General features: G+C 53.5%; 12 protein-coding genes. 3 read left to right on the forward strand and 9 right to left on the reverse strand.

Annotation, left to right across the window (positions count from 1 at the left end):
- Positions 1 to 153: 153 nt before the first annotated feature.
- Complete coding sequence (locus CA264_RS04005) at positions 154 to 798, reverse strand: TlpA family protein disulfide reductase (protein WP_025604801.1); 645 nt, start codon at positions 796 to 798, stop codon at positions 154 to 156.
- Positions 799 to 1,087: 289 nt separating this feature from the next.
- Positions 1,088 to 1,450 (reverse strand): hypothetical protein, encoded by a 363-nt coding sequence (locus tag CA264_RS04010; protein WP_025604802.1) that lies wholly within the window; start codon positions 1,448 to 1,450, stop codon positions 1,088 to 1,090.
- A gap of 396 nt (positions 1,451 to 1,846) precedes the next feature.
- Here CA264_RS04010 and CA264_RS04015 point away from each other — a divergent pair, with 396 nt between their 5' ends.
- Positions 1,847 to 3,088: an alpha/beta fold hydrolase gene (locus tag CA264_RS04015; RefSeq protein ID WP_025604804.1), complete on the forward strand. Its 1,242-nt coding sequence runs from the start codon at positions 1,847 to 1,849 to the stop codon at positions 3,086 to 3,088.
- A gap of 274 nt (positions 3,089 to 3,362) precedes the next feature.
- Here the strand turns inward: CA264_RS04015 and CA264_RS04020 are convergent, their stop codons facing one another.
- The 4 genes from CA264_RS04020 to CA264_RS04035 all read right to left on the reverse strand — a co-directional run bounded on the left by CA264_RS04020 (position 3,363) and on the right by CA264_RS04035 (position 7,110).
- Positions 3,363 to 3,776 carry a YeeE/YedE family protein gene (locus tag CA264_RS04020; protein WP_025604805.1) on the reverse strand — a complete coding sequence of 138 codons (414 nt, stop codon included), beginning with the start codon at positions 3,774 to 3,776 and terminating at the stop codon, positions 3,363 to 3,365.
- Positions 3,777 to 3,819: 43 nt separating this feature from the next.
- Positions 3,820 to 4,377 (reverse strand): YeeE/YedE family protein, encoded by a 558-nt coding sequence (locus CA264_RS04025; RefSeq protein WP_025604807.1) that lies wholly within the window; start codon positions 4,375 to 4,377, stop codon positions 3,820 to 3,822.
- A 174-nt stretch (positions 4,378 to 4,551) separates the two neighbouring features.
- Entirely contained in the window at positions 4,552 to 5,901 is a 1,350-nt protein-coding gene (locus tag CA264_RS04030; RefSeq protein WP_025604808.1) for an MBL fold metallo-hydrolase, read from the reverse strand.
- Between the two features lie 273 nt (positions 5,902 to 6,174).
- Positions 6,175 to 7,110, reverse strand: coding sequence for a hypothetical protein (locus CA264_RS04035; RefSeq protein WP_157593634.1), 936 nt, complete (start codon positions 7,108 to 7,110; stop codon positions 6,175 to 6,177).
- 346 nt (positions 7,111 to 7,456) lie between these two features.
- Between CA264_RS04035 and CA264_RS04040 the strand changes: the two genes are divergently transcribed.
- Entirely contained in the window at positions 7,457 to 8,137 is a 681-nt protein-coding gene (locus tag CA264_RS04040; RefSeq protein ID WP_025604811.1) for a site-2 protease family protein, read from the forward strand.
- A 120-nt stretch (positions 8,138 to 8,257) separates the two neighbouring features.
- Positions 8,258 to 8,875 carry a MarC family protein gene (locus CA264_RS04045; RefSeq protein WP_071784563.1) on the forward strand — a complete coding sequence of 206 codons (618 nt, stop codon included), beginning with the start codon at positions 8,258 to 8,260 and terminating at the stop codon, positions 8,873 to 8,875.
- A gap of 4 nt (positions 8,876 to 8,879) precedes the next feature.
- Here CA264_RS04045 and CA264_RS04050 read toward each other — a convergent pair whose 3' ends face one another.
- The 3 genes from CA264_RS04050 to CA264_RS04060 are packed head-to-tail and all read right to left on the reverse strand — an operon-like array spanning position 8,880 to position 12,583.
- Positions 8,880 to 9,755 (reverse strand): universal stress protein, encoded by an 876-nt coding sequence (locus tag CA264_RS04050; protein ID WP_025604814.1) that lies wholly within the window; start codon positions 9,753 to 9,755, stop codon positions 8,880 to 8,882.
- A 5-nt stretch (positions 9,756 to 9,760) separates the two neighbouring features.
- Complete coding sequence (locus CA264_RS04055; RefSeq protein ID WP_025604815.1) at positions 9,761 to 11,416, reverse strand: BCCT family transporter; 1,656 nt, start codon at positions 11,414 to 11,416, stop codon at positions 9,761 to 9,763.
- 18 nt (positions 11,417 to 11,434) lie between these two features.
- Positions 11,435 to 12,583, reverse strand: a complete 1,149-nt coding sequence (locus tag CA264_RS04060) for a hypothetical protein (protein ID WP_025604817.1) — start codon at positions 12,581 to 12,583, stop codon at positions 11,435 to 11,437.
- Positions 12,584 to 13,442 lie beyond the last annotated feature (859 nt).

Below are 13,442 nucleotides of genomic sequence, written 5' to 3' on the forward strand. Positions count from 1 at the left end.
CCCCATGTACGGGAAAAGGGGAGGCCGGAAATGTGCGTAAGATGGTAAAGCGCAAGGTATACGTGCTGTGTAAAGTACAGAAAAGCAGTGAGACAGCAAAGAAAGCAGACTGGCCCTTCTTGCTTAGGGCCAGCCTGCTCAGTTTAGCCAGGGTTACTCCCTTGCCATACTTTGCAGAAAGTCCCGTACTTCCTTGGTGTCATACTCCGCCATTCCTTCCTGCCGTGCCACCACCTGGCCGTCCGGAGAAATAATAAACGTAGTGGGGATGGCATTGGAGTAAAACTCCTGCGGAAGCTGACCGGCTGGCATGTACACCGGAAACGTAAAGCCCTTTTTAGCGATAAACTTCTGCACCTTCTCCATGCCGCCTTCGTCTACAGAGAGCATCACGAACGCTATTTTATCAGAGCCGACTTTTTCGTACAGGCTTTGTATGTTGGGCATTTCAGCCACACATGGCGGGCACCAGGTAGCCCAGATGTTCAGGAAGATTACTTTTCCCTTTAGGCTCTCGAAACTGACCGTGCTGCCATCGAGGGTTCTCATCTTAAAGCCTTTGCCTGCCATGTGGCCGCTGTTTGCTGCGCCTCCTGTAGCTGTTTCGGAAGAAACTACGGCGCTTTCTGCTGTGGCCACTGCCGGCACATCGGCTTTTCGTATTCCTGTGGCAAGCAGCAGCCGCTGTACCTGCCCTATTGCCTCGGTATGAAGGCCTGTTAGGTACAGGGTGCCGAAGATAGCCAGCATGACAGCCCAGGCAGGTATATTTTTGAGGGAGAATTTATACTTGTTCATTTTGATTTCTTATGTTGAATGGATGTTCTTTTTAACGTTTTATAAGCGCTTTGCCGTCGCCTGCCTCCTAAAGCCGGAGACCAAGGCAGCGCCACTGCCTTGCATGAATAAGCAGCGGAAGGGGGCGCTTAAAGCTGCTACAGAATGCCTGTATGCACCTTGCAGGTAAGCTTCCCGAGCATGTTCCGCCTACACGTACAGTGCTCCAGGTGTGGCGTTAACTGCTGCACAAAGCACTCACTGCACAGGCGGTAGGTTACCTGCTGCGCCGGATAGGCACAAGTATACTTTAGGAGTGTTGCGGCGGGTCTGGCTCGGCTTTTAAATTAGGGGAGAGGTGCTTTCTTGCAGCCGGTATACTTAGTTTATGCAGCATAAGCGGTGCCTGCAGCTGGTGCTGGTGCAGTGGCGTAACTAAAGCATATACCTGCTGGCCGCAATCTGTGGCAGCGTTTGCATCCTGCCGCCCGGCGGGTGTCTGGTGCTTCAGGCAACCCTTCCGGCAGCTGCGTTTCACCAGGTGCTTTGCTGAGCAGGCTTTCTTCAGCACGCTTTGTGCCTCACCCGGATCACGTAGCACACCATTGCCGGGCTGCGGCAGGGTGAACAGCAGAAGAACTGTGCTGAAAAACAAAAGCAGGTATCCTTTCATATGCTTTTACAAGCTAATAAACTGGCAGCCCTGAAACTGCTGTGCCAGTCCGGCCCAACAGGTGACTTTCTTGCCAGCTATGGTAAAATTACAACATCAGGCATTTAGGAGCAAGCAAGTCCGCAGGTAGTGATGTGGTATAAAGAAGTGGCCTCTGCCATTAATAAACACACCGTTAGCGGTAGCCGAATGTATAAACGTGCCCGTATCTCGGATTCATACTTGCTGTTCTGCTTCATAGGATGTTCAGTGGCAGTAACAGATTCCCCTACCCGTACTTTATAAAAACTCCTCCTGTCAGGCAACCTCTCTCTATCATATAGCATCTACAATATATTAACCCTCTGCTGTAGCCTTATACCGGAATAGGTTAACCTTACCTAAACAACTAAAACTATGATGATCAAAAGAACCCTGCTGCTGCTCTTCTTCCTCGGAAATCTGGCACTTGCTCAAGCACAGCAAACCCAACTGGTAAATGTCGGCAACCACTCCCTGGAGATGATCCAGGCCGGAACAGGAGAATACACCGTTATCTTCGAATCTGGCTTCGGCACACCTTATACAGTGTGGGGCAACGTGGCATCTGAAGTGATGCAAACAAACCAGGTGATGCTGTACTCCAGAGCCGGAACAGGCAACTCTGAACCTAACCCGAACACGCATACTTTGGAGCAGGCTGTGCAGGACCTGGAAACGCTCATCGAAATGGCAACCCTGAAAGCCCCTTTCATTCTGGTAGGCCATTCGTACGGCGCCTTTATCATTCGCGCCTATGCCTCAAAGCACCCGGACAAAGTGAAGGGTTTAGTGTTTGTGGACCCGGCACATGAGAAAATGATGCAGGAACTGAAAAAGGCAGACTATACCAAAGCAGTAAAAGACATGGAACTGCAGAACAGTTTTGTGCCCGCCAAGTTCAAGCAGGAAAACGAGGCTATTAACGCCATATTTGAGAAAGCCGAGCTGCCTGACTTCGGGAAGCTGCCGCAGGTGCCAGCAGTTGTACTGACTTCGGTTCAGAAGCGGGTCAACCCGGAGTTATTCCTGCACGAGCCAAAGGGCGTGGAAGTATGGCGTAACCTGCACAACGAGTTATTTAGCCAGTTTACCAGCGGCGCACATATCATCACCTCCAGAAGCGGCCACAACATACACCGCGAAGAGCCTGAACTGGTAATTAATGCGATCAGCCAGGTGGTGCAGGAAGCCAACAAGCAAAAGCAGCAACAGGAACGCGAAGCCAGAATGGCAGCTTTGGAAGCTAAGATGGCAGAGGCAGCTGCTTACCTGAAGCAACGAAAAGAGCCAAAGGCTGAAGCTGTAGTGTTTGATGCGTTGAAGAACTCCGGGCTCAATGAACCCATGATCAACACGATTGCCTACCAGCAACTCAGCAACCCTGACAATGTGGCCCTGGCGCTGCTGACACTCAAGTATAACACGCTTACCTATCCTCAATCTGCCAATGCATTCGACAGCTACGGCGAGGCCTTCCTGAAAAAAGGGAATCTGAAACTGGCAGAACAACAGTTTCTGAAGGCCATTAAACTTGCCACTGCAGCAAACGACTCCTCCACACTCAAAAACAGCAAAAGCAACCTGGAGAAAATCGAGCAGCTAAAGAAGGCTAAATAACTGGAGGTGGATGGTGCACCGGACTGCTGAATGTTACCAGCGTAAGCGGACAAAGCAAATCTTGTCCGCTTACGCTTAGGTAGCCATAACATGAAAGCGTCTGTTAAAAGTATAAACTCCTTTAGTAATGTACAGAATGAGTTGTAGCAGCAGGAAGCAGCATCTGCTAACAAGCCAATGGTCCCTCAAAACGCCCCAACCACATGGCAAACGCTGCAACGTGTAGTGCGCCTTGAACCTATCCCATGGCCCGGGCTTTTGCGCTGGCGTGGTCTTAGTGCGGCAACCGGTCGCGGAGCAACCCATACATATAGGTGCCGCCGATGGCCCCGGCTACCGCAACCAGAATAGACCAGTAGGCGTGCCCTATGTTCACAAACATAGGGCCGGGGCAGGCACCGGTGAGGGCCCAGCCCAGCCCGAAGATGGTTCCACCGATCAGGTAGCGGGGCACAGACTTTTCTTTGGGCGTAAATACAATCGGGTTGCCCTGGTAGTCGCGCAGCTTATACTTTTTGATGATGTAGGTGGCGAGCGTGCCCAGTACCACAGCCGTGCCGATAATGCCGTACATGTGGAACGACTGGAAGCGGAACATCTCCTGGATGCGGTACCACGAAATGGCCTCCGACTTGCTCATCACGATGCCGAACAGAATGCCGGCCAGTATAAATTTTAATCCTTTCATGAGGTAGTAGTTTTGTTGTGGTGAATCAGGTGCCGGCGGTAAACTAAAAAAGCAGCGGCAGCAGGATGAAGGTGCTGATGAGCCCCCCGATAAAAAAGCCGATCACGGCGATAAGCGAAGGCCACTGCAGGTTGGACAGGCCGCTGATGGCATGCCCCGAGGTACAGCCCCCGGCATAGCGCGAGCCGAACCCTATCATAAAGCCTCCCACGAGCAGCAGCAGAAAGCCCCTTACGGTAAACAGGGCTTCCAGGCTGAAGATCTCCTCCGGCTGCAGGTCGTCGGGTGCTGAAAAGCCCAGCTGGCGAAGGTCCTGTATGGTGGCCTGTGAAACCTGGACCGCTTCGTCTCCGGCCAGGAGCGTGGCCGAAATCCAGCCGCCTGCTATTGCACCTACCAGGAACAGCAGGTTCCACTTCTGCGCCCGCCAATCAAAATCAAAGAACTGCACTCTTTTGCCCGCTCCGCAGGCGCTGCAGATGGTGCGCAGGTTAGACGAAAAGCCAAAGGATTTTCCGAAAAACAGGAGCAGGACCATAACAAAGGCAATGACAGCGCCGGACGTGTACCATGGCCACGGTTGTCTTACTATTTCTAACATGTTGTTGGTTTTGTAAATGATGCTGGCAGCGCTTGCGCATGCTGTGTCGGAAGCGCTGCCAGCGCGCTGTGCCTGTCTACAGCGGCAGGCACAGCTGGTTAATATAAACGTGAAGGCTGACAAATGCCAGTACGCTGGCGTATCGGCTGCACTGGCTTTAGGGATGGGCCGCTTTTATTTCTGCCCGTCTTTGAACTCGTTTACTGCCTCGCTCAGGTCCAGCACCTTTGTCTGCGGCAGTGCAGCCTCCAGAATGCTGCTCCCGGCAGCGGAGCGGTAACCGCCGGCACAGTGCACCACCACCGGCTTGTCGGCCGGAACCTCCTTTGCCCGCTCACGCAGCTCTGGCAGTGGGATATGGATGGCGCTGTTAAAAATTTCCTGGCCTTTTACTTCAGCGCCGTTCCGTACGTCCACAATGGTGTAGTTCTCCGGATGCTCCCGAAAAGCCTCTTTATCCAGGGCAGGAGACGAAACACTAGCCTCGCCTTCGAGTACCAAAGCGCCTGCTAGCAGCTGTTCGTAACCTATCTTAGCGGCTTTGGCAACTAAGTCGTCCAGTTCTCTTTCGCTGGATGCTACAAGGTAAAAGCGCTCCTGTGGCCCGACAATGCTGCCCAGCCATGTTTCGAACTTGGCGCCGTTTTGTATGTTAATTGCTCCTTTGTAATGTCCTTTCTTGAAGGTGTCCTGGCTTCGCGCATCCACCACAAGGGCCGGCTCTTTCGGCAGGTCGTTTTTCTCCAGCCGCTTTACCTGCTTCAGGCTACTCTGGTAAGTAGGAGCGCCTTGCTTGTTCATCGCCACATCGTAGCCGAAGTACTTTGGGATAAATGGCTGGTCTTCTGTCAGGACTTTCACAAACTCCTCCTCGCTCATTGGCTGCAGCGCGTAGTTGCCCGCCTTCTCAGCTCTAATGGTGCTGCTGTTTGCCTGGCTCAGCGCCTTGCCGCACAGTGTTCCGGCTCCGTGCGCCGGGTACACCAGCACATCATCGTTCAGCTTCATCAGCTTTTCCCGGGTGCTGTGGTACATGTGGCGGGCCAGTTCCTCACGCTTGGCCGTTATGTTGCCCGCGCGCTCGCGCAGGTCCGGGCGCCCTACGTCGCCTATAAACAGCGTATCGCCGGAGAACACGGCTTTGTCCGTGCCGTTATGCTCCAGCACGATGCTGATGCTGTCCGGGGAGTGGCCGGGGGTGTGGAGCGACTTTAGCTTTACGTCTCCGAGTCGCAGCTCATCGCCCTCATCGAAGGTTTTGTGCGGGTAGTCGGCACCCACCAGACTATGCGCGTAAATGGTGGCGCCAGTTTTCTGGTGTATCTCCAGGTGCGAGCTCACAAAGTCTGCGTGCGGGTGCGTCTCTATCACACCGATAATAGTGGCGTTGTTTGCTTTTGCAAAATCGTAGTAGGGCTGCGGGTCCCGGGCGGGGTCTATCAGTACCACCTCACCGGTAGCCTCGCTTAAAACAGCATAGCCGAATTGTGCTAGCCCTTTGTCTTCGAACTGTTGTATCTTCATGGTTCCAGTTTTTTATAGCTTGTAAATCCCTGTAAGCCAGTAATAACTTTCAAGGTATAGCACAAAGGTACAGGATGTATGCATCGGGCTCAGTGACGTTTGTCACACAAGCAAATTCTGGTTTATACTTCTGTGAGCCTCCGGTTTGGTTTACGAGCTAAGGGGATAACTGGTGCCTGCTGGTGCTGAGGCCACACACTTTTGCGGCTTATACTTTTAAGCCACTGCAACATGGAGGTGGCACAACGGCTACACCTGCAGAAATGGGTGGTGTTACAGCTCAGGGGCCTCGAAGGAGAGTGCAAGCCATTCGAGCGCCTCATCCTCCCAGAAGAAATAGCGGGTATGAAACTGCAGGTCCGCGCTCTTCACCCGTGCATCCAGCGTTTCATCGGTGAGCTGCTGCAGGATATCGCTGGAGGAGATAACGGCCAGCCGTTTCAGGTTGCTTTGGGCGATCAGCCGTATGGAGGTTGCCGCCAGCCAGTTCTGGTCATCTATGTTCAGAACGCCTAAGCGCTGGTTGTTTATGAGCAGCTTCTCCAGCCTGTACTCCAGCAGAAAGCGCCCTGCCTCCTCAATGCCTTGCCTATACTCCCAACTGATGACGGGCCTTAGCCAACACACCAGGAGGATGCGCTGCTGCTGGCACAGGTTGACTTCAACGAAGTCCGTTCTGAAAAGCATCACGTTGCCTTCTGCGGGCGGCCCGGTGCTGACCGGCTGCTCTGGCGAGCTGCTGGAAAGCGGCAAATTGGTGAGGTCAGGCAGGTTATCGCTCATGGGGATTGCTAAAAGGTCATCTGGGGCACAGCTTTTCTTTTTTATACCAGCAAAAAGCCAGGAGGTTGCCTCTGTGCCACAGCTAAATATACCTGTTTCATAAGGTAAATCCTTCGCCTGTTGTGTTAAGCTTTTGTACTCCTGCCAACGTGGTTCATCGGTAGGTATTACTTTGGCGCTGCGGCGGAGCGGTGTTTTGGCAAGCGCCTGTTTCAGAAAGCTGGCTGTGCAGCACTGGTCTTGCTTGGTGGGCGCACCCGCTCTGGAGAGGTCGTTGTACACCAGCTTTACGCCCAGCCTGGCCACGCACACAGCAATGGTGCGGATGCCCTGGCGATACAAGGGGCTGCTAATGGGGTGCAGCCAACTGGCTGAAAGGTACTCCAGCGACGGACTGTACCGGAGCGTCAGGAATGGTTTACTCATGCGATAAATGGTGCTTACTGGCAGCAGCATCGGCTTTTAAAGCGCTGGCCCAGTGGGCTGATGCGCTGTGCTTTTGTAAAGTTACTGCTCTTGTTTCTCCTTCAAAGATGCGTATAACTCCTGTGCAAGTGTTTGAGTTCAAGATGGTTAGCTGATGGTGGGGCGTGGGCGGCACTTATTGGGGCTACGCTTTTACCTTTACCCTTATAACCAGTACGTTAGGGCTGGTTTCTGCGCCGTTCCGTAAGATTTTGGCCGTGCCGCCAGAAGTATACTTTGTGTGGGCGCGCTTAAAACTGTTTGAGCATGTATATCTCTTGCCCCGGATTGCGTAACAGGGAAGGTTATGTTTGGAGTAAATGATATCCCGAAGTTCTTCCTGGCCTTTTTTCTGGTCCTTCCCCTTATCTCTTTTCTGCATGAGGCGGGGCATGTGTTCTTTGCCTGGCTGATGGGCGGTAAGAATATCAGGGTGACCGTGGGGACAGGCAGTTTGCTGTTTCGCATCGGCATGCTGGAGGTGCGCAAATACTATTTTTGGTACGGCGTCTGCACGTTTGATAACCTAAAGCGCAAGCACCGGTTGGCTAACATCCTTATCTTTTCCGGTGGCACCCTGTTCAACGCGATATCGGCGGTGCTGGTCATTTATCTGATCGAGAACAACCTGCTGGAGCCGGGCATGCTCACGTATCAGTTCACCTACTTTTCGATGTACTACATCTTTTTTGCACTGCTGCCAATGCCGTACCCGGACGGCAGCTACAGCGACGGAAAGATCATACTGGACCTGATCCGCGACAAAAAAACGCTGGAGGCCAAGACATACCGCGTGCAGTGGAACGAGGAGAAGCGCCAATGGTGCGTGCTCGACCATAACAGAGAGCTCATCCAGGCTTTCGAGGATAAACAGGAGGCGTACAGAAAAGCGCATGAAGTAGCGCAGGGCAACAGACCCAGCCGCCTGCTCAACAGCAAAAACGGGGAGGAAGTGGAGGTAAGGAACTACCCCAAGGTGCCGCTGTAGCTCTTCTGCAGTGCCGCACTGTCCCTCTGCCTTAGGCAAAGGCCCCCGTACAGCGAGCCCGCAATATCTATCTTCAGAGCCTTTCGTACCTACAAGGGCATTAAACTACGACCAGACTTTATGATAGCAGCAATATTTAGCTTTTTGGTGATGCTGAACCCATTTGCCCTTTTCCTGTACCTCAAGCCCGTGATGAACGACCTCTCGGATGCGGATTTCAGGTCCGTATTCCTCAAGGCTTCTATGATCTCCCTGTCCATTTTCCTGGTCTTTTTGCTTTTTGGCGATGTGGTTTTCCAAAAGGTGTTCCGCATCAACTTTGAGTCGTTCCGGATATTTGGCGGCATCGTGCTGTTTTCGCTCGCTTACATATTTATTGTGCAGGGTAAAAAGGCCTTTATCCAGATAAAAGGAGACCTGCACGACCTGGCTTCTGAGATTGCCATGCCGTTTATGGTGGGCGCAGGCACGATCTCACTCACCATTCTGATGGCGGAGCAACTGGTGCTGTGGCAGGGTGTCGTGTCGCTCTTCCTGATCATGCTCGTGAACTATGGCGTGATTATGGGGCTGAAGCAGATTCGCAGGAACACGCGCTCCCGTAAAGTGCAGGTGGCTTTCGACAAGAACATGGAGCTGCTGCTGCGGATCAACGGCTTCTTTGTAGGCGCGATCGGTATAGACATGGTGGTAACCGGCATCAGCAACCTGATTACCACCACTGCCGCGCAAGTATAGCCACTTACTTGATCACCTCTTCGGAATACACCAGCCAGATCGGGGTGTTGATGTCCATGTTGTAGAGCTTGGTTGGTACGCTGCCCAGGCTGAGCGAAGGAATCGGGTTGCTTCCCTTCAGGCCGACCACCAGCAGGTCATACTTTCCCCTTTGCAGTTCCATCGCGATGCGCTCGGCTATACTTTTGCCCGCAGCGCGCACCAGCGTGTAAGGCACGTCCACAATTTCCCTGTGCCTTTTCCGAAGGTTCTTAAACTTCTCCTGCACTACCTCCTCCGCTTTTTTAACGGCTTTCTCCTCCGAGATCAGCGGGAAGTACTGCGTTGGCAGTTTGTACACATGCATGATCTCCAGGTACAGGGCCAGCTGGTCGGAGAGGCTCTTGCTGAGCCTGAGGGCGTGCACGGAAGCATCGGAGAAATCGATAGGGGTGAGGATCCGGCCGATGTTGAAGCGGGCTGTTTCCGGGAAAACCAAAACGCTGCAGGGCAGGATCCGGAGGAGTTTAGTGCCCAGCGCGCCTGTACTCTTGTCGCTCATGCGCTTGCCCAGCAGCGTCAGTTTGATGCTGTAGCGTTTGACCAGGTCGGCCAGAATCACCTCCGTGTTCGGCTCCTCGCTTACCAGTATGTCATAGTCGGCCGCGTTGTTAAAGTGCTCCGACACAATATCAGCTATATTGCCCTCTATCTCTTTGCCTAAGTCCACGTCTCCGAAAAGCGCCCTGAAATCATCGCTTAGCTCCGAGGTTTTAACGTTATGGACGAAGTATACCTTCTTTACCGGCAGCCGCTCGCAGATAGAGCGGGTAAAGGCGACCAGTGTTTCGTCTATGTTGCTCAGGTCGAGGCAGACCATCATGGCATCAATTGCAATCATCGCTTCTATGGTTGGTGTGTTGTGTTGTTTTTTGCTTCTTCGGCGGCTTTGGCATCCGGCTTTACGTGGCGCTTGGCCAATACCTCGGCCACCAGCTGCTGGTAGTCTTTCCGTTGCTGGGCCTTCCCGAGCTTGTGCTCCTCTTCCCACTCCTCGCTCAGGCCTCTGTACAGGCTGTAGCACATAGAGAGCAGAATTAAGGCAAACGGCAGCCCGGTAATAATAACGGCTGTCTGCAGGGCCTGTAAGCCGCCGCCTAGCAACAGCACTGCCGCCACGGCTCCCTCTGCCAGTGCCCAGAAAATCCGGATACCCACCGGTGAGTCGGGCCTGCCGCCCGAGGTCAGGCTGTCCACCACCAGCGAGCCTGAGTCTGATGAGGTCACAAAGAAGCCTGTCACTAGTATAATGCCGATAACCGAAAGGACGGTAGAAAAGGGGAGTTGCTCAAAGAAGACGAACAGCGCTGTGGAAATGTCTGTCGAAACAGCCTCGGCCACGGCGGTCTCGCCGGCCAATACCTCGCGCAAGGCCGTGCTGCCGAAAACCGTCATCCAGAGGAACGAGAGCAGCGAAGGCACGATCAGTACACCAAGTACAAACTCCCGGATAGTGCGCCCTTTGGAAACACGCGCGATAAAGATTCCCACAAACGGCGCCCATGAGATCCACCAGGCCCAGTAGAAGACCGTCCAGCCCCCCTGCCAGTTGCGGTCGGAGTAGGCCTCGTTCCAGAAAGACAGCTGCAGAAAGTTGCCGATGTAGGATCCGGTGTTCTGCACGTAGGAGCCAAGTATAAAAACGGTCGGCCCCAGCACCAGCACCGCCACCAGCACCAGCAGGGCTATCCTAATGTTCCATTCACTCAGGATGCGCACGCCTTTGTCCACACCCGTAACCACCGACACCGTTGCGACGCCTGTGATGCCGGCAATCAGGATGATCTGCGTGGTAACGTCACTGCTGATAGCCGGAAACACGTGGTGCAGGCCGGCAGCCACCTGCTTTACTCCCAGACCCAGTGAGGTAGCCAGGCCGAACAGCGTTGCCAGCACGGCCAGGGTATCTATAATATCACCGATAAGGCCGTGGATGCGCTCGCCCAGAAACGGGTAGAACACGGAGCGAACCGTCAGCGGCAGTTTTCGGGTGTAGGTGAAATACGCCAGCGACAGGCCCACCAGTGCATAAATGGCCCAGGCATGGAAGCCCCAGTGCAGGAAGGTAAAGTTCATCGCCTGCCTGGCTGCAGCCGGCGTGCCCGGTTCGCCAAGCGGAGGTGTCTGAAAGTGATTGATGGGCTCGGCTATACTCCAGAACAAGAGGCCAATGCCCATCCCCGCGCTAAACAGCATGGCAAACCACGAAGAGGTGCTGAACTCAGGCTTTGCCTCTTTGCCGCCCAGCCTGATGTCGCCGAACTTGCCGAAGGCCATGTAGAGGCAAAAAACCACGAATACGTTTACGCTCAGGATGAAAAGCCAACCCATGCTGGAGGTAACCGATGCCTGCACCTCGCTGAAGAACACCTCCGCGCTCTCCCGGAAGACCAGGACCAGTGTTATGGTGATAACCAGAATGATGATAGAAGACCAGAAAACCGGGCCGTTTACATCCAGCCCCAGCGATTTTCGTGAGTCACTCCTTGTTACTTTACTCATAGGGTAAATATTATGTCCTTAGAAATAGTATCCCATGTTAACGTTGAAGCGCATGTGCCACTCCGTGTCTCCCGGCGTGCCCTGCGCAAAGGCGTTTGTCCACTCAGGCCCCAGCCACGCATGGTTGTAGCCGAAGGCAGCGTCGGTATAGATATACATAGGGCCGGCGGTGAATAGAGCGCCCAGTACGTTCATGTGTGTATTCTCGAAGCCACTCACGCGTTTGTTGTAGTAGCCATAGTTGTCGTAAACGGTGATGCCCTGTAGCAGGCGGGATTCTATCGGGAAATGATAGGCCAGGCTGGCGGTGTACATCTCGCCTTTGTCTGCCACGTTATAGTTGGCACCGTAGGCGCCCATCTCTACAAAGTCCAGGTCTGCACCATCCGGGTACTTCGGTTGCATGCGGTAGAGCATGGCCTGCAGCTTTAGGCTCCAGGGGCTGTAGCTTGGCTTATACTCATAGTGTACGGCCGCCGCATACCTGGTACCGTTCTCTTCGGTGTCTATATTATATAGGAGCCCTCCCTGCAGCGAAACCCCCAGCTCATGTGCCAGGCTGTCGCCGAGGCGGCGCACCACTTTAAAGTCAAGCTGGTTGTTCTCCTTGTTGCGGCCGGTCACGTCATAGGAGTAGCGGTTGGGGCTAGGCTCTGCTAAGCCAAACACAAACTCCTCTGCACTCTTATAGTAGGCAGCCTGCCATTGCCACCGGCCAGTGTCATGAATATACTTCACACCCATGTCGTGGTCATCCTCAAAGCCGACATAGTAGGTCACGTTAAAGAACCAGTTGTTAGAGTTGTACTGCTGAATGCCGAAAGGCACCTGGTTCAGGCCGACCTGTAGCTGCGAATTTTCAGAGAAGTCGTACTGAAACCAGGCCTGCTTAAGAAAGCCTCCCCCGAAAGCCTCAGAATAATGCCGGTACTCCGCGTTTAGCTTGATGCCTTTATAAGCCGCTTCTACATTAAGCCGAAAGAGGTCATAGCCAAAGTCACCGCCCCGCTCCAGTTGGTCTTCCTTCCAGGTAGAGAGGTTGTAGTTGAAGCGAACTGCCCCGCCAAGCTTTAACCTAGGCTTGTCATCATCCTTTTCCTCCGGGTACTGCGCATAGCAGAGCACACTGGTTAAAAGGGCGGGTAAGAGTAAAAGTAACCTGTACATATACTAGCTTAAAAAAAGGGGGTACAATGAATACCTGATGAAATAACTCCTATGGTTGGACGGTAACGGGCATGAAATGTTACTGCGCCGGCGACAGAAGAGCGGGAGAGCAGTGATGCAGGGATAACAGGAGGCTATAAAAGCACTAGGAATGTGTTTAAGGAGCCAGAGGAGGTAGGGAAGGGGGGAGGGTAAGCTTTATTTGCTTAAACAAAAAGGACTTAGGTGAAGCATTAACGATGTTATGGATGGCCGCGACATACAGCCAGAATCGGAGCGCGAATGCAGAAGATAAGTGCTTCTTTCCCCTCAGTGAAAATAATCTCGCTGAAGTATAGCCACTTGTGCCTTTCTGTGGGTTTTCTTTCCCCCACGCGCTTGCGGGGCGGGGAAAGTTTGCTACTTTTGCATCCCGGTTCAGCAGGGACGGGAGAGAAGGGGGGACGCTAACACAGGCTGCGGCCGCGGTTTCGGGCCCCCGGCGGAGAAAGAGAGACTGAAAAAAAACTGGCCCGGGGCCTTGCGGAACGGAAAGCTTTGCTTACCTTTGCAGCCCGCCTCGGAAGGAGACGGCCAACGGTACTTACCCTTTGAAGGGACGGGCCGGGGAGAGAAAAAAAAGAAAGTTTTTTCTTGTTTTCCGGAAGTTTCCCCTTACCTTTGCAGCCGCTTCCAACGCAAGCCGCGCTACGGAGGTCGGGAAAATAAAGTTCAAAAAAAAATTTTGCGGTTCGAAATAAAGCCGCTACCTTTGCACCCCGCCACGGAGCGAACGGCTCTGAAGGGGAGAGGAAAAAGAAGATAACGTCGCAGGACGGCAAGCGGGGACGGAAGGTCCTCGGAAAGTTCTTTGAGAGAT

This window comes from Pontibacter actiniarum (assembly GCF_003585765.1).
Taxonomy (GTDB): Bacteria; Bacteroidota; Bacteroidia; order Cytophagales; family Hymenobacteraceae; genus Pontibacter; species Pontibacter actiniarum.